Origin of the sequence: Devosia sp. MC521 (genome assembly GCF_014127105.1) — a bacterium.
Classification (GTDB): Bacteria; Pseudomonadota; Alphaproteobacteria; order Rhizobiales; family Devosiaceae; genus Devosia.
On sequence record NZ_CP059902.1, the window covers coordinates 3,406,562 to 3,422,595 of the forward strand.

14 protein-coding genes and 1 tRNA gene are annotated in these 16,034 nt (G+C 57.2%); 10 read left to right on the forward strand and 5 right to left on the reverse strand.

The annotated features are described in order from the left end of the window. Positions 1-147 precede the first annotated feature (147 nt). The 6 genes from H4N61_RS16400 to H4N61_RS16425 are packed head-to-tail and all read left to right on the forward strand — an operon-like array spanning position 148 to position 5,745. On the forward strand, positions 148-1,146 hold the full coding sequence (locus tag H4N61_RS16400; protein ID WP_182394499.1) for an ABC transporter substrate-binding protein: 999 nt from the start codon (positions 148-150) through the stop codon (positions 1,144-1,146). After that, positions 1,143-1,943 carry an ABC transporter ATP-binding protein gene (locus tag H4N61_RS16405; RefSeq protein ID WP_182394500.1) on the forward strand — a complete coding sequence of 267 codons (801 nt, stop codon included), beginning with the start codon at positions 1,143-1,145 and terminating at the stop codon, positions 1,941-1,943. Before H4N61_RS16400 ends, H4N61_RS16405 begins: the two co-directional genes overlap by 4 nt. Further along, on the forward strand, positions 1,940-2,782 hold the full coding sequence (locus H4N61_RS16410; protein WP_182394501.1) for an ABC transporter permease: 843 nt from the start codon (positions 1,940-1,942) through the stop codon (positions 2,780-2,782). Before H4N61_RS16405 ends, H4N61_RS16410 begins: the two co-directional genes overlap by 4 nt. 54 nt (positions 2,783-2,836) lie before the next feature. Continuing rightward, positions 2,837-3,721 carry a fumarylacetoacetate hydrolase family protein gene (locus tag H4N61_RS16415; RefSeq protein ID WP_182394502.1) on the forward strand — a complete coding sequence of 295 codons (885 nt, stop codon included), beginning with the start codon at positions 2,837-2,839 and terminating at the stop codon, positions 3,719-3,721. Positions 3,722-3,748: 27 nt separating this feature from the next. Beyond that, the gene (locus H4N61_RS16420) at positions 3,749-4,921 is read left to right on the forward strand and encodes a CoA transferase (RefSeq protein ID WP_182394503.1); all 1,173 of its coding nucleotides are present in this window, start codon (positions 3,749-3,751) and stop codon (positions 4,919-4,921) included. After that, positions 4,918-5,745 (forward strand): citryl-CoA lyase, encoded by an 828-nt coding sequence (locus H4N61_RS16425; RefSeq protein WP_182394504.1) that lies wholly within the window; start codon positions 4,918-4,920, stop codon positions 5,743-5,745. The genes H4N61_RS16420 and H4N61_RS16425 overlap by 4 nt, the downstream gene beginning before the upstream one ends. Positions 5,746-6,371: 626 nt before the next feature. Here the strand turns inward: H4N61_RS16425 and H4N61_RS16430 are convergent. The 5 genes from H4N61_RS16430 to H4N61_RS16450 all read right to left on the reverse strand — a co-directional run bounded on the left by H4N61_RS16430 (position 6,372) and on the right by H4N61_RS16450 (position 13,549). Next, positions 6,372-8,339, reverse strand: coding sequence for an AAA family ATPase (locus tag H4N61_RS16430; protein ID WP_182394505.1), 1,968 nt, complete (start codon positions 8,337-8,339; stop codon positions 6,372-6,374). Between the two features lie 81 nt (positions 8,340-8,420). After that, a complete protein-coding gene (locus H4N61_RS16435; protein ID WP_182394506.1) occupies positions 8,421-9,689 on the reverse strand; it encodes a hypothetical protein in 1,269 nt (422 codons plus the stop codon). A 370-nt stretch (positions 9,690-10,059) separates the two neighbouring features. After that, positions 10,060-11,004, reverse strand: a complete 945-nt coding sequence (locus H4N61_RS16440; protein WP_182394507.1) for a hypothetical protein — start codon at positions 11,002-11,004, stop codon at positions 10,060-10,062. Positions 11,005-11,687: 683 nt separating this feature from the next. Continuing rightward, positions 11,688-13,112 carry a tyrosine-type recombinase/integrase gene (locus H4N61_RS16445; protein ID WP_182394508.1) on the reverse strand — a complete coding sequence of 475 codons (1,425 nt, stop codon included), beginning with the start codon at positions 13,110-13,112 and terminating at the stop codon, positions 11,688-11,690. A 347-nt stretch (positions 13,113-13,459) separates the two neighbouring features. Then, positions 13,460-13,549: transfer RNA gene (locus tag H4N61_RS16450), tRNA-Ser, on the reverse strand. A 504-nt stretch (positions 13,550-14,053) separates the two neighbouring features. Between H4N61_RS16450 and rplU the strand changes: the two genes are divergently transcribed. From rplU to H4N61_RS16470, 4 genes are all read left to right on the forward strand, one after another. Then, positions 14,054-14,548 (forward strand): 50S ribosomal protein L21, encoded by a 495-nt coding sequence (rplU, locus tag H4N61_RS16455; RefSeq protein ID WP_169196507.1) that lies wholly within the window; start codon positions 14,054-14,056, stop codon positions 14,546-14,548. Between the two features lie 12 nt (positions 14,549-14,560). Further along, the gene (gene rpmA, locus H4N61_RS16460) at positions 14,561-14,827 is read left to right on the forward strand and encodes a 50S ribosomal protein L27 (RefSeq protein ID WP_169196508.1); all 267 of its coding nucleotides are present in this window, start codon (positions 14,561-14,563) and stop codon (positions 14,825-14,827) included. 118 nt (positions 14,828-14,945) lie between these two features. Continuing rightward, positions 14,946-15,473, forward strand: coding sequence for a GNAT family N-acetyltransferase (locus tag H4N61_RS16465; protein WP_169196509.1), 528 nt, complete (start codon positions 14,946-14,948; stop codon positions 15,471-15,473). Then, a complete protein-coding gene (locus H4N61_RS16470; RefSeq protein ID WP_182394509.1) occupies positions 15,470-16,030 on the forward strand; it encodes a GNAT family N-acetyltransferase in 561 nt (186 codons plus the stop codon). The genes H4N61_RS16465 and H4N61_RS16470 overlap by 4 nt, the downstream gene beginning before the upstream one ends. Positions 16,031-16,034 lie beyond the last annotated feature (4 nt).

Genomic DNA, 16,034 nt, shown 5'->3' on the forward strand with positions numbered 1-16,034 from the left:
ATCCAGCAGAATGTCGTTCTGTCTATCGGGATTTTAAAGCAGTGCCCGTAAGAAAAATGGCCAAAATGCTGGTCGTGAAATTCCGCGGTGGCGGCCGCAAATAAGACGGTTAATCCCGCCAACCGCACTTCTAGGAGGAGGAACAGGTTGAAGTTTCTTAACGTATTGATGGCGAGTGTATTTCTCGTCGCACCAGCGCTTGCACAAGATAAGCTGACCGAGGTGACGATCCTGTTCCCAGGCACCGGAACGGTCACGAACTTCCCACTCGACGTGGCAATGAATGAGGGCTACTTCGCCGAAGAGGGCTTGAGCGTAAAGGCCGAGGCGGTTGACGGCTCAGCAGCTGTCCTTCAGGCAATCATCTCCGGTCAGGCTGATATGGGCGCTGCCGGCATTGGTCCAGTGCTCAATGCCCGTGCCCGCGGTGAAGATGTTATCTTCTTCTATAATCACAACGTTCGCTCGACCATGGGTATCGCTGTCAAGGCAGATGCCGGCGTTGACAGTGTTGAAGGCTTGCGCGGTAAGGTTATCGGCGTCGGCACACCAGACGGTTCGGAAGTGGCATTTGCCCGTTCAGCGCTGCAGGAAGCTGGCCTGACAGAAAATGTCGACTACACCTTCCTGCCCGTTGGCCCTGGCGGCCTTGCTGCCGCTGCATTCCTGCGTGGCGATATTGATGCCTATGTTGGCACCCGTGTTGACGCGGCAACCCTGACCTCGAAGGGCGTTGTGCTGAAGGACGTCACACCAGAGAAGTACCTTAGCTTCTTCGGTAATGGTTATGTGACCACCGAGGCGTTCATTGCCGAGCATCCTGAAGTGATCGAAGGCTTTGGTCGTGCTTATGTACGCGCGTCCGAGTGGGGCATTCTGCCTGAAAACAAAGATGCAGTACTAGCGTACTCCGCACTCCGTAACCCACTCGAAGGTTCGGACAAGGTCTATGCCGGCAATCTCTACGAAGAGTCCAAGAGCCGCATCGTACCAATCGACCGCACCACTTGGGGCATGCATCACAAGGATGAATGGGACGCTTGGCGTGAAAGCCTGATCGCCTCGGGCTCGCTCAACGACCCATCGATCGACGTGCACCAAGCTTACACAAATCAGTTCATCGAAGCTTGGAATACGCCTAAATGACACTACAGGGTCAATCACAAGACACGTCTCGTGATGCAGTGTTCACGCTGCGAGATGTGAGCAAGGTCTATACTCAGCGCAAAATCTCTGCGCTGGCGCCCACCTCTATATCCCTGGCGCGAGGTAGCTTTACCTCGGTTATTGGGCCGAGCGGTTGTGGCAAGTCGACCCTTCTGAAAATCATGGCGGGGGTTCTACCCCCGTCTACCGGCTCGATCACTCTTAAAGACAAGCCACTCGATGGCGCCAGCAAAGACATCGGCATGATGTTCCAGCAGGCAACGCTGTTTCCGTGGCGGTCGGTGCTTGAAAACATCCTTCTGCCGATTGAGATCGTGCATGGAAAGTCTAAGTCGCGCGAATACCGCAACAAGGCTCTCGATCTGCTCAAGCTCGTTGGACTTGAAGGATTCGCAGACGCACAGCCGTCCGAACTTTCGGGTGGTATGGCGCAGCGAGCAGCGATCTGCCGTATGTTGATCAACGATCCGGAAGTGCTGCTGCTCGACGAGCCCTTCAGCGCTCTGGACGAAATCACCAAAGATTTCATGAATATTGAGCTGCAACGCATTTGCATGGAGCTCAAAGCAACGGCCTTGTTAGTGACCCACTCCATTGCCGACGCAGTTTTCCTTTCGGACACCATTTACGTGATGTCTGCCCGCCCTGGCCGGATTGTTGAGACCGTGACGGTCGACCTGCCACGCCCCCGTACGTTGGAAATGGCCAATGGCGAGCGCTTTGGCACACTTGTTTCACAAATCCGCGGCCACCTCGATCGCGAGGCCTTCAAATGACTGATGCGACCAATCCTAACCTCGAAGTCCGGGTAGAAAAACTCCCCTTCATCGAGCGCATCCCGCAATCCTTGGCCATTGCCATGGTGCTCTTCATCCTGGTCAGCGCTTGGCAGATTGCTTTTAGTCTCAAGCTCGTTTCGCCTATTATTCTTCCATCGCCGGGTGAAACCTTCAGCGCACTCGTGATCATGGTCCAGAACCTTGTCACCGGTGGCTACGTCTTCCAAGCATTGATGACAACGGGTTCATCGGTGTTGATCGCCTTTGTCTTGGCGATAATCGTAGGCGTCTGCTGCGGTATTATTGTGGGCGAAACCAGCATTGGTGAGCGCGCCATCATGCCAATCTTCGTGGCGCTCGACACTATGCCAAAGGTCGCTTTCACCCCGCTCTTTGTTGCGTGGCTCGGCTTCGGCATTCAGTCCAAGGTTGCACTCGCGATCTTTGTGACGGTCTTCCCGATTATCATCAGCACCGCGGCCGGCCTCAATTCCACCGATGCCAATGGGCGCATGCTTTTCAAGACCCTGGGCGCCAGCCGCTTGCAGACCCTGTTTAAGCTCAAGATCCCAACTGCGCTTCCCTACATTATGACCGGCGTCAAGATTGCGGCTGTGTCTGTAGTAGCTGGCGTGATCATGGGCGAGTTCATGGGTGGTGGCCGTGGTTTCGGTGATTTGATTCGCACCTCGTCTGTGCAGCTCAACACCGCACAGAGCTTTGCCCTCATCTTCCTGCTCAGCCTTGTCGGCATCACGCTGTTCTCGATCTGCGTCGCCGTCCAAAAGCGGTTCGTGTACTGGCAGAAGTCTTCGCGCATTCGCCAAGTGGATTGATCCATCTAACTTATATTTTGGGTACCTAAGTGCCCCACGCATAGGAATTTCCAAATGAAGATCGTGCGCTTCAATTCTGGCCGTATCGGCGTTGTCATTGACGATACTATCCGCGACGTGACCGAAGTCGCCGGTGTGGTTCCCGGCGAATTTCCACCTGTTGGTCCGGTCCGACTGATTGCTGAATTCGAAAGCCGCAAGGCCGCTATCGCCGAAGCAGCAGCGAAAGCAGAGCCCATCGCGTTCTCTGATGTGGTTCTAGAAACGCCCGTTCCTTGGCCAAATAAGTTGATCGCCTACCCCGTCAACTATCATGACCACGCGACCGAAATGGCGACGAAAAAAATCGCCGACGTGCAGGGTTACTTCCTTAAGTCGAACTCTTCGCTCAGCGGCGCCGGTCAAGCTATCGAACTGCCGAACCTGCCTGGTCGTGAAGTCCACCATGAGTGTGAACTCGCCATCATTATTGGCAAGGAAGGTCGTTGCATCGCCCCAGAAGACGCCTTGGACTACATCTTCGGCTACTCCTGCCTCCTCGACATCACTGTGCGTGGTCGTGAAGAGCGTGTGTTCCGCAAGTCCTATGACACCTTCACCCCAGTCGGACCTTGGATCACCACAGCGGACGAAGTTGGCGATCCAACTGACCTGACGATGAAGCTGTGGGTCAATGGCAACCTCCGCCAGTCTGCCACCACCAAGGATCTGATCATCAAGATCCGCGACATGATCGCTATCGCCTCTTCGGCGTCTACGCTCTATCCGGGCGACATTATTGCAACCGGGACGCCAGCTGGCGTCGACAAGATTGAACATGGGGACGTTGTCGCCATCGAGATCGAAAAGGTCGGTCGCATGGAAGTGCCAGTTGAGGCTGGCGATCGTGGCGCAAACATCGTGTTCGCAAAGCCATATATCTTCGAACGCGCTTCCTAAGCGCCGGGACTAGGACGAAATATCGCCATGGCAAGATTACTTGATGGCATCAAGGTTCTGGACCTAACCAATGTTCTAGCAGGCCCACTTTGTGGCTATCAGCTTGCTCAAGCTGGTGCGGAAGTGATCAAGGTGGAGGTTCCCGGAGACGGGGACCTCGCCCGCCAACTTGGAGCCAGTCCAGAGCTCAACAAAATCCGTCTAGGCGCATCGTTCCTCGCTCAAAACGCTGGGAAAAAGTCCGTAACGCTCGACTTTAAAAACGCTCCTGATAAGGCGCTCTTTCTTAAGCTGGTCGAAGAAGCCGACGTCTTGCTCGAGAATTTCCGTCCAGGCGTAATGGCACGTCTTGGCCTTGGCGCAAAGGAGCTCCAGCAGGTCAATCCGGGCCTAGTCTATTGCGCTATCAGTGGTTTCGGGCAAACCGGCCCCCTAGCCACCAACCCGGCCTATGATCAAATCATTCAAGGCCTATCTGGCGCAATGAGCGTTACGGGCGATGCCACGAGCGGCCCTTTGCGCGCAGGCTATCCTGCTTCCGATACGATCGGTGGCCTCACCGCAGCATTTGCGGTTTCGGCAGCGCTCGTGCGTAAAGCCCGCACAGGCGAGGGCGAGATCATCGATGTGTCCATGCTGGAAGCTACTATGGTGGCAATGGGTTGGAATGTCTCCAACTACCTAATTGCAGGTGTCGAACCCACACGTCGCGGCAATGACAATATGACCGCTGCTCCGTCTGGCACTTTCCAGACCAAGCAAGGCCTTTTGAACATCGCTGCAAACCAGCAAGCTCAATTCGCCAAGCTTTGTGAAATCGTTGGTCGTCCAGAATTGCTGGATGATCCCCGCTTCGCTGAGCGCGAGGCCCGGAAGCAATATCGCTCTGAACTGACGGCTGAATTGGAAGCGGCACTTGCCACCGAAAGCTCAGAATACTGGTCGAACCGATTGAATGCTGCGGGCGTGCCGGCAGGTCAGGTTCTGACACTACCCGAAGCTCTGAGTCAGCCTCAGATCTTGGAACGCAACTTCATTTCCGAGTTCGAGGTCGAAGGTATCTCCGCCCCCGTCAGGGTGATGCGTTCCGGCTATCGCTTGAGCAGCGGTGATCCAGCACCCGACAGTCCAGCTCCCCTGTTGGGTCAGCACAACGACGAAATTCTTGGACCACTCAAGCAAAGGCAGTGCGCATCATGACTGATAAAACTGTGAGTGCCGAACGCGGTAAAGCCCAAGACTGGTGGTCGACCGAAATCATCCGGATGGAACCCGGTCAGATAGAGTTGCGCGGCTATCCAATTGAGCAACTTATAGGCTCCATCTCCTATCCGCAGATGGTTTGGCTGATGCTGCGTGGAGATCTTCCGAGCCCAGATCAGGCAAAACTGCTTGAGGCTGCCATGGTCGCCGGTGTTGACCATGGTCCCCAAGCCCCATCCATCGCAATCGCCCGCATGGCCAGCAGCTGCGGCACGGGTCTGAATGGCGCTATGGCCTCTGCCATCAACGTCCTTGACGATGTACACGGCGGGGCTGGAGAACAAGCGGCGGAGATTTTTGAGGCGATCCGTCAAGCCATACTGGCCGGTCAATCGCTCGACGCTGCAACTGAAGAACATTTGCAGAAGCGCTTTGCTGCGGGGCAAAAGTTTGTTCCGGGCTATGGTCATCGTTTCCACCCCGTTGACCCGCGAGCCACAAAGCTTTTGGCCATTCTTCAAAGCGCTGCCGAAGCCGGTGTCGTCGATGCAGTTTACGCCAAGATTGCCGTTGCCGTTGAGGACTGCATTGCCAAGACGAAATCAAAGCGCATCCCGCTCAACATCGATGGCGTGACCGCTGCGATTTACGCAAGTCTGGGCTTCCCACCATCCCTCTGCCGCGGGCTCTTCATCCTATCGCGCTCCATCGGGATACTGGCCCACGCCTACGAAGAGTCACAGTCCACCTACCGCAACAAAGGGCCACTGCCAAAAGAATGGTTATGGACCTATTCCGGCACCCCGCGCAGAGACGCATAATTTACACGCTTTGTCCGCATCAGGGCCACTAAAATGTAACTTAGAGCACTTCGTCGGCACTGATGCTAGGCGGCGGCGAAGTGCCCCATTACGGCCGTCCCAATGCGCCTGACAATTTTTTAAAAGCAGACACAACGACCGCACAGCTAAATAGTGGGCATCGCGGCAGCGATGCTGTGCTCGCTTGCCCTAACGTCGTGAATGAACATGGCAGCTCTTGCCCAATAGCAGATGGTCCGCATACGGCCCCTACTCTGCCGCTGGTTGCGATGGACTCTGAATAGTCTGCTTTTCGACGCCTTTGGTCCAAAAACTGCCTGTCAGCTACCGGCCCCTAATCCGCCGTAAAATGAAATGTCGGACGCTGCGCCAGTACCAGGGCCACCTGAGGCAGTCGCTTGGCGAGTTCAGCTTAGCGCTCTTGGGCTTGGGGCAATACCAAAGTACGCGCGTCCTCCTCCTGATGGCGCCCCCGAGCATGCTGATAGTGATTGAGAGGAGTGCAGCCTTACTGGCATTTGCGATGAGTGTTTCGTGCTCGGGACTGATGGCCCGAGCACGCAGGCACAGCTTCTTCGTAGACCTCCGGTCATAGGCGACGATACGGATTGAGTCGGCGTCTGTGATCAAACTCTCCCGGAGGGCAGCGACGATTCCATGTCCGTATCGGCCTTCGAATACTCGACAGTTTCGAACGGCTCGTTGATCTCGGGTCGGAGGAGTTCAGCGAGCCGCTCGCCGGTTACCACACGTTCGACCAGCAGAGCTTCGACAAGCTTGCCGATATCGTCGCGGCGACGGTCGACGATTTCGCAGGCTAGCTCTAGTAGCCGGTCTGTTTCGGCACCGATGCGCGCCCAGAACGTGGTGCCTTGATAGTGTCGCAGGTCAGTGTTGCTCGGTGTGGTCAGTGAACCATAGAGCCCGAGCTCGAGCATCGCCGAACGCAGCAATCTGTTGACGGTCTCGAGGTCATTAGCCGCGCCTGCATGGGCACCACCACCCAGCACCATGTCGGCTGCGCGCCCGGCCAACATCAGCGTAGCGGTTCGCTCAACCATGTCGCGGGTCAGCAACGCATGATCTGGCTTGGCATGAACCCAGCCTCCCACGCCTTCGGAGCCGATGATAGAGATTTCCAGCACCGGCACGTCAAGCTCATGGGCGACAATGGCATGGCCTGCCTCGTGCAGCGCAACAGCGCGATCCATCTGCGGCGAACGCAGACTTGGCGGTGCAATTTGCGCGATAAGGTCGCTCAGTGCCAGAGCACGTTTCTGAGCTGCAGCCGTGGCGAAAGCACCCGCGCACCAACTCTCGATTTGAGCTGGGGTAGCTCCGGATGAGAGGCGCGCTAAGGTGCCGATGCCTTTAGCCGTAATGCGATCGCCCAAGACCTTGCGGAACACAGCCCGACGCTCATCCCCGTCAGGCAGCAGCACACTGACGCGACGCTCGAGGCGCCCGGGGCGGATGAGGGCAGTGTCTAGCTTCCCGAAATGATTGGTAGCGGCGATCAAAAGCACTGGTCGACCGGATTTGCGCACGCGGTCGATCTCGGTGAGGACGAAGTTGATCACCGGCGTCCACCAAGAGGCGTCATCTCGCCCCATGGTCGCCCTGTTCGGCAGTGCATCGATCTCGTCAATGAGCCCCACAACCGGCCCCGTGTTTAGAGCAAGCTCGTCAAAGAACTTTCTTGCGGCGCGGATGACATCACCGAGATGGCCACCGGATTCGGCAAACCACGCTCCGACAGAAGAGCTGTTCAATGTCCATCCGGCAGAAGCCGCGACGGCGGCAGCAACCGTGGTCTTACCGGTTCCCGGCGGGCCCTCGAGGCATGTATAACGCAAGGCGGCAGCGTCCAACTCGCCATTGGCCACTTTGCCCATCAGATTGACGGTGTCCTGCGCCCAGTCCGCAACAACCTTCGTCAGGGCGAGGTCTTTGAGCGACACGGCGATGTTAGCGTCCGGCGGCGTTCTCCGCGCAGCAACAGCGCGGCGCAGGTTCGCGAGGCATTCCTGCGGCGAGAGCTTGGGACGGATTGCCGTAGTGAAATCGGTAGTCCCCAAGCCTTCTATATCAGCTGGCGTGAGGCCACGGACCCGCTTGCCGGTGACCAAAAATATGGTTTTGCGGATGACGGCGACTGTAGGCGCACCAACCTCAATGACGGCATCCGCGCCGTTCAAAGCTTCCGGGACGAGGTATAGACCCGGATCCTGGGAGATTAGGATCACTGTGCGGCCAAATTCGAGGCCAGCAAGTTTTGTGCTGTCGCGCGGTTCGGACTTGCCGCCACTTTTGGCCAGTGCGTTGACCGCTTCCACCATCATGCCCTGCCGGAATCGGCGCAGATAGCGCGCGAGTAACTCTGCACCGGCACTATCCGCCGTTCTGATAAGGATCAGCCGTGGCGGGGATGCCATGAGACGACGCTGGGGCGGTGTGAGGACAGCGTCGAGCATGGTTTCAGCCAAGGCGTCTCTGGTGCGGAGAGGGAGTTTGGTCTCAGGGGAATTGTCGGTTGGGCAGTCATCGTCGTCATCAACCGAGGGCGCACGATTGGCGAGGGTATGAAGGGACATAAAAGGTCTCCCGGGCAGCGGCCAATGGCAGGCCGCGCCACATATAGAAGGGGATGACAGAAGGGTGAGAGGATCGCCGCGTTAGCGAAGGGGGAGCGTCGACTCCGCATCCGCATTGATCGGCCTCCAGCCAGCGCGCCCAAAACCCTTGGACCCGGAGACAAAGTGACTGACGGCGCTACCCGAAGAGAACATGAGGTCGCGCATCACCACGTAGCACGAATTATCAGCGGCCGGCACGAGCAGGCCTGCGTGCTGCCAAGCTGCACGCTGAAAGGCAGCGGTACTATTGGCTGAGGCGACAGTCTCAAGGCGCACGTCCGAGCCGCGTAGCAGCACCCATGAACCATCTTTGCGCTCAGCCGCCAGAGCGGTGAGCCCGCAGTAATTGAGCTCCATCACCCGACCATCGGGCAGGTCATGGTGGCGACGAGGTGCTCCGAGCCTCCCCGTTTCCGTCCGAGGGCCTGCAATTGCCGCGCGCGCTGAGCTTGCCTGAAACATGAAGCCTTCTTGACGCAAGGCCAGCGCCACTTGACCGACAAACAAAGACAACTGGTCGTAGCGCTCCGGTTTAACCACTGCGCCATCGGGCAGGCCGTTGACGACCACGAAGTCAGCATCCGCAGCCACGCGAGCCCACAGAATGCGCTCAAGGGCTTTGCCGTCATTTTCGCTCAGCCGATCGTCGGCGTCGGTAATGGTGATGATGCGCTCAGGCATACCTTCCGGCATCTGGCGGCCGGCGGCAATCCGGGCTCCGACATTGGAGCCGTAGCCGACGTAAGCGTCGTGGCCGCGTAGCAGGATGTAGACACCGGGGCGCTGCAAATCGGCAGCACGCCCAAAGTCAGCGCGTTGCGTCCCCGAACCGACGATGACCTGAGGCCGCAACTGGCCTGCCGTCACCGACGTCAAGCCGACTGGCAGGATGCTGGTCATCGTAGCCGACAGCGTGTCAATGGCGACGGTATCCCCTCCATTGCTCCCAAAGGGACCCGGTACGCCACCAACACCGCCATGCTCACCGCCCCTCTGGCAACGCATAACAATGCTGTGTGCATCAATGATGCCAGGCGTGATCACCTTGAGAACCTTGCTGGTAATCAGAGCGAAAATCGCTCCGACCGGATCGGCATGCACTGGTAGCGCGGCGATGAGGTCGCCGATGCTGGCCGAGCCAGTGGCATCCACCACCGATAGGATCTGCACCTGAACGCCGGGCGTTACCAGCGGATGAGCAACAAGTCCGGGATGCACGGGAACGGCATCCTTCGGCACAAGATTGTCGATGGCATAGGAATGGGGGTTGCGCGCAGCCGCACGGCCGCTAGAAGTGGCTTTAGCCATGATTTTACTGCCTCCAGCAGTATGTCTGTGGTCAGGTCGACGGCGGGTTTGCAGACCTTCCGTCGGCCGCTCTTTTGCAGAGAGCGGTTCCAACCAATCGTTGCCGGGAATCGGCACCGTTCTGTGAGACTACCGGATCATTATCACCGGCGTCTATACTGGATCGCAAACTTGGTTAGTTCCTGCTAACGCTCCGAGAAATTGCCGTCGGAGGCAACCTGGCGCTGTCGCCGAGTCCAGATTTCGGGATGAGCCGAAGCTCGAAAACCACACGCTGGATCCGGCCCCTGTTGCCATTTTTCACTGTTCGCACTGGCGCGATGATCATGGGCTGAGTTTCGCGCCATCTATGCCGAGGTATCTGAACGGATCAGAAGCGAGGACGGTAACCAGCTGCGATGACCTTACGGTCCCGGACACGCTGGACCATCTGGGGTGACGGCTTTGCAGTGTTATCAACTTTCCAAGCCTTGCCCTTGGGTGCGTAATGCTTTTGCGCTGTGTAGAGGCTGACGTGCCCAGCAAAGGCGGCGACCTGCTCATCCGAAGAGGTCGATTTTTTGTTGGCAATCGCTTGATGGCGCGTTGTGTAGAGCGAAAAGACAGGGACCTGAAGGCTCTTGCAAGCGCGGCGCAAGCGGCCCCCAAGCCGGTCAATGAGCGCGGCCACATCGCCCTTCGCCGCCACTTCAATTTCCGCGATGAGGGTTTTGAGGTTCTGCACTTGCTCGACTGGAAGCCCGGCCAATCCCAGTTCTCGCGTCTCACCGAGGGAACGGCCGTTGGTCGCCTTGGCACACGGCACGACGAGATAGAATTCCTCAACCTTCGCGCCGTGGTACTCACACGGACGCAGACCGAATGTGACGTTTTGCACGAGGAGGCGCACGAGCAGGCGATCGTCATTGCGGCCGCGACGGCGTAGCTTGCTACAAACCAATCGCAGAACCTGCGTCGGTACTGATTTCGCTTTTTTGGCAGACGTACGTTTTTCGGCATTTTTCGGACGAGGGATAGGGCGGTCCGCCAATCGCCTCCGACACGCCTGCGCTACCTCGACCGTGATACGGCCTTTGCCTTCGACGTAGGAAATCGCAAAACTCAGCGCCGCGGCATAATTGCGAATAGTGGCAGGAGCGAATTCTCCATCCGCCGAACAGAAGCAATCCACGATCTCAAAAAGCGTCGCTTCGCGACCAATCGCCTTTCTGGTACGTCGCTTTAGGGTCAACAGACGTTTGCCATAAAGCACCTCCGTCGACACCTCGCGTGTTACCTCAACCCCCAGACTGTCGACCCGATTTTCCATGTCCATTTGCCCGTTACTCGTCGGAATTTTCCGTCGAGCCGACACTGCGTCACGGTTTGGCAAGGAACAAATTGGCACCAAGAAAGAGGTGTCGGAAACGCGTTGTACGTGCCGGAGAACCCCTTCTAGTACGACGATCGGTGTGCGGGAAAAGTGTTACTTGATGCGGATTTGGTGTTACCAGCCGCGGGGCACTACTCCAACGCTTTCGCTAATCGAAGCGGATATTGTCGAACCAAGAGAGTTCTTCAGCGGTTCGGAGCGGAGAGCCATATCGGGCAGAAGCGTTCTTACCGCGAGCCTTACTAGGCGAATTCTCTATTCCCTGAGCAGACGCAATCCACGATCTCAAACAGCATCATTACTCGACCAATCGCCGTCCTGGCACGACGCGATAGAGTCATCACACGTTGCCACACACCGCCTCTGGCAATACCTCACGCGTCACCTCCCCCAAACCGTCGACCCGACTTTATATGCCGATTTGCCCGTTACTCGTCGGAATTTTCGGTCGAACCGGCACTGCGTCACGGTTGGCACGGACCAAATTTGCGACCAAGAATGAGGTGCCGATAACGCGTCGTGCGTGCCGGAGAACCCCTTCTAGAATGACGATAGGTTTGCGGGAAAAGTGTTACTTGATGCGGATTTGGTGTTACCAACCGCGCAGTGCCACTCCATTGTCTTGGCTAATCGAAGCGGATCTTGTCGAACCAGGCGAGCTCTTCGGCGGTTGGGAGCGGAGAGCCATATCGGGCCGAGACGTGTTTACCGCGAGCCTTACTCTGCGCATTGTCGTCACTGCCCTGCCCCTGTTCGTGACCCATAAACAGATTTCGGACAGCAAGTGGGATCCCGGCATCATCACAACGCTTCGCGAAAGTGTGGCGAGCGCTATAGGCGACAATGCGCCGATCCGGCGTTATGCCGCGCACCAATCGGTTCGCACGTTTTGAGAGTGCTGAGGAGCTGTTGCCGAATTGGTCAGCGCTCTCGTCAGGGAAAAGGCGTGCATTGGGTCCATCCTCCTTGCGGCGCCTGGCTATGAGGTCCAGCAGACCATCATTGAGAAGCTCCCGCGCCACCGGAAAGATACGGCGCGCTGAATTGGATTTTAGTTGCAGCTGAGCGCGCCGTAGGGCGTGGTGCTCGTCGCCATCGAAATCAAAATGCAGCAAGTCCACGCACAACCGACCGTGTAACTCACGAAAGTCCGATACGCAGAGCTGCGTGAATTCGTGCAATCGCAGGCCCTGCCGGCACGTGAAACGCGGCCACCAATAGTCTGCGGACATTTTCGGCTTCTTGCTGGTCAGCCGGTAGATCGCGTGTTCTATTTCCGGCGTGAAGGGTAGACGAACTTCGACGTCCAGAAGATCCTCTCCATCCGCCTCTTGTTCGGACTGGACATTGGCAACGGGATTACTCTCGAGGTACCCCTTCCGGATCAGGTAGTCGAATATGCCGCGTATCGTGCTCAGATATTTGGCATCGACAGTTGTGGAGCTGATCGGCGGCAGCGGACTTGCACGCTTGGCGTTCAGAGCAATGGCCTTCATCGGATCGTCGGTCTTGAGATGCTTTATAGCATCAACGGGCATTTGATCGATCAAATCCCGATACCGCAGCATGTCCTCCTTTTTGTACTGAAAGACCGGCTTGTCACCCATGGTGGCAATAAAGATTTGCAGCTTCGTGCGGATTTCAGCCAGATATTTCGGGGACCTCCGCTTTCTGAGCAGATCTGCAAAATGTCCTTCAATATGCGCTGTTAATGGCTTTTTCGCTTCAGGATGGAGTGTCCCCAGCCGCATCGCTTCCGCAACTGCCAGCGCCAGTGCCTCTGGCGTCTGGTTACTAATGGCCGGCACAGAAGATGCTGCTCGCGCAGGACCCGTTGAGAATGCGAAAGATGAGGGAGCCATATCGGCAGGCTTTTGACCGTCGATCATACACTGCGTGGGAGCAGTTGCTTCGGCCGCAGCGTCGATGCTGTTTTGCCCGACCTTGCCAACGGACGCCTCATCGTTGATGCCGGCATTCAGGCTGTCGAGAAGCATGCGATATTTGGCGCGCTCTGCCCAAGCCCGGCTGTCGCGGTCAAAGTCATCCATCACACGGCCCAGGACGACATTCAACGCATCGCGTGCGCCCGGCTTGAGCCCAGCGTCGCGGAGTATCGCGAAAGCCTCTTCAACCAGCAAAACCAGTGTCCACGCTCTTTGCCGGGCCACCCGCTTATTGCACGTACGCAATGACCTGCGGATGTCCGTGTTGCCAAGGCGATCGATCAGGTCAACCGGAACCGAGCGACGGAACCAGTAGACTGGACCTCGCCGGTGAACAAAGGATGAAATGGAACTTGGCAAGGAACAAACACTCCCGTCACTGTGACGGGATGCTGTGACAGAATCCGTATTTTGATTCGGATTCAACTCTAGCAATATCAATGGCTTAGAAGTGGCGGAGAGGGGGGGATTCGAACCCCCGATAGAGTTGCCCCTATGCCGCATTTCGAGTGCGGTGCATTCAACCGCTCTGCCACCTCTCCGCGAGGTCTTCAGCGATCTTTTCCAAGACCGCCGTGGTTGATGGGCGGCTTATGACATAGGCTTTTTACCCTTGCAACTCCCCCGCCCCAAGATTTCCTCGCTGATATTGCGACATGTTTTCCGCCTCACCCCGCAGACGTAGGCCAAACACAAGGGGAAGTCCCGCAAACCCACGCCTTCAGTAGGGCTAAGAGCGGTCGCTTTGCAATTTTGCTGGACAGAGAGGCGATTGTGGAAAACACCATGATCACAGTTCAGCAGAACCGACGAGCAAAGCCCGGTTTTTCAGGGGCTTTGCCTTGACTCTGGCGCCATTTCCCTCGATAAGCCTAGCAACTGGCGCGCTGGTGTCTAACCAGAGCGTTTGTTTCGTTTGAAAACGCTGTTCGAGGCTACGGGTCAAACTCGATTTGACCAATCGCGAAGACCGCTGATCCCAAAAGGGTTTGCGGCGCCGTAGAGCGCGACAACAAGGGACCGATTGAAACCCGATCGGACTATATATGACTTTTGCCGTTATCAAGACGGGCGGTAAGCAGTACAAGGTTGCTGCTAACGACGTCATCAAGATCGAAAAGCTGGACGCAGCTCCAGGCGACATCGTCACCTTCGACGAAGTCCTCATGGTTGGCGACACCGTCGGCGCTCCGCTGGTGGAAGGCGCTCTGGTCGCTGCTGAATTGGTTGAAACCAAGAAGCAGAAGACCGTCATCATCTTCAAGAAGCGTCGTCGCCACAATTCGCGTCGTCGTAACGGTCACCGCCAGCAGCTCACCACTGTTCGCATCACCGAAATCCTGACCGGCGGCGCAAAGCCGACCATTCAGGCTGCTGCTAAGGCTGAAGCCCCAGCTGCTGTTGCTGATGAAGCTGCAGCACCAAAGGCTGCTAAGAAGCCAGCTGCTAAGAAGGTTGCTGCAACCGACGACGCTGCTGCTGAAAAGCCAGCAAAGAAGGCCGCTGCCAAGAAGGCAGCTCCTAAGGCCGATCAGGAATAAGGAGCCCTAGAGATGGCACATAAAAAAGCAGGCGGTTCATCCCGCAACGGTCGTGATACCGCTGGCCGTCGTCTTGGCGTGAAGAAGTTCGGTGGCGAAGCTGTTATCGCTGGCAACATCATCATCCGTCAGCGCGGCACCAAGTGGGCAACCGGCACCGGCGTTGGTCTTGGTAAGGACCACACGATCTACGCACTCGTAGACGGCAACGTTGCGTTCCGCACCCGCGCGAATAACAAAGTACACGTGTCTGTCATCCCGGCAGCAGCAGCCGAATAATCCGGCAAGCTGACAATCTTGCCGGTGACCCTAGGTCTCCCGGCAAGTTTGGTGACACACCGAAGATGAAGGGGGACCGGGAAACCGGTTCCCCTTCTTTCATTTCGGAGTTTTCGCCATGACCAGCTTTAAAGACCTGCTGCCAACCACGATCACCACTGCGCGCCTGGTTCTGGCCACTCCGACCCTCAATGACGTCCAAGCCATCGCGCGCGCGTGCAATAATCGAAATGTGCATCGATTCATGTCGCGATTGCCCTTCCCATACGGCGAAGACGACGCCCGCTTTTTTATCGAAAACATTGTTCCCAGTGATGGCGAGCACGTGCTCGGCATTTATCTCGAGGGAGCCCTAATCGGTATCGTTGGCTTTCGTCTTGAAGGCGGACAGGAGCCAGAACTGGGCTACTGGCTGGCGGAAGAGCATTGGGGGAACGGCTATATGAGCGAAGCCGCCGAGGCCTTGGTGGCTGCGGCGCGCAAAACAGGCGTCGCATCGCTTAGGTCGCGCGCCTTGGCCGAGAACACCGCCTCGCGCGGGGTTTTGCGTAAAATTGGCTTTATCGAAGTGGGGGAAGGCCCTGACCTCGAAGGCAATCTGATCGGACAGCCCGTCGTTTATATGAGATTGGAACTCATAAGATGACCACGCTCAGAACAGAACGCCTAACCCTCAGGCCGCCAAGCCTTGATGATGCACCAGCCTTTGTTTTGACCATGGGCTCTTATGATGTTGCGCGCTGGATGACGCCTCTGCCGTGGCCGTTTACCCTGAGCATGGCGCGCGATTGGCTGGCCGATGTGATCGCACCGAGCTCAGTGCGCACCATGTTTGTCGTTGAACAGCACGGCATCATGGTGGGTGGAGTGACCATCACCCCTGAGCTCGGGTTTGGCATAACCCGCAGCCATTGGGGACGCGGCCTCGGCACCGATGCGGTGCGCGCCGTGCTCGATTGGTATTTTGCCTCATCCGAGCGGGACACCATCACCACGGCGGTGCAGGTCAACAATTTGGCATCGCTCCGCTTGCAGGAGAAACTGGGTTTTTTGCCCATTGATCGCGACCGACGCTTCTCTCATGCGTTGCAGCACAATGTGGAGCATGTGATCTCCCTGCTGACGCGCAGTGCTTGGGTGGGACGAGAGATGCTCGCCGAACCGCAAGCGCAAGAGGATAACAGACGCGTGCTGGAATGCTGAGCCC

Coding starts and splice junctions, on each gene's coding strand:
- H4N61_RS16415 (WP_182394502.1), top strand. CDS start 2,837: ATGAAGATCGTGCGCTTCAATTCTGGCCGTATCGGCGTTGTCATTGAC.
- H4N61_RS16470 (WP_182394509.1), top strand. CDS start 15,470: ATGACCACGCTCAGAACAGAACGCCTAACCCTCAGGCCGCCAAGCCTT.
- H4N61_RS16405 (WP_182394500.1), top strand. CDS start 1,143: ATGACACTACAGGGTCAATCACAAGACACGTCTCGTGATGCAGTGTTC.
- H4N61_RS16425 (WP_182394504.1), top strand. CDS start 4,918: ATGACTGATAAAACTGTGAGTGCCGAACGCGGTAAAGCCCAAGACTGG.
- H4N61_RS16445 (WP_182394508.1), bottom strand. CDS start 13,112: ATGGATGACTTTGACCGCGACAGCCGGGCTTGGGCAGAGCGCGCCAAA.
- H4N61_RS16435 (WP_182394506.1), bottom strand. CDS start 9,689: ATGGCTAAAGCCACTTCTAGCGGCCGTGCGGCTGCGCGCAACCCCCAT.
- H4N61_RS16410 (WP_182394501.1), top strand. CDS start 1,940: ATGACTGATGCGACCAATCCTAACCTCGAAGTCCGGGTAGAAAAACTC.
- H4N61_RS16420 (WP_182394503.1), top strand. CDS start 3,749: ATGGCAAGATTACTTGATGGCATCAAGGTTCTGGACCTAACCAATGTT.
- H4N61_RS16440 (WP_182394507.1), bottom strand. CDS start 11,004: ATGGACATGGAAAATCGGGTCGACAGTCTGGGGGTTGAGGTAACACGC.
- rpmA (WP_169196508.1), top strand. CDS start 14,561: ATGGCACATAAAAAAGCAGGCGGTTCATCCCGCAACGGTCGTGATACC.
- H4N61_RS16430 (WP_182394505.1), bottom strand. CDS start 8,339: ATGTCCCTTCATACCCTCGCCAATCGTGCGCCCTCGGTTGATGACGAC.
- H4N61_RS16465 (WP_169196509.1), top strand. CDS start 14,946: ATGACCAGCTTTAAAGACCTGCTGCCAACCACGATCACCACTGCGCGC.
- rplU (WP_169196507.1), top strand. CDS start 14,054: ATGACTTTTGCCGTTATCAAGACGGGCGGTAAGCAGTACAAGGTTGCT.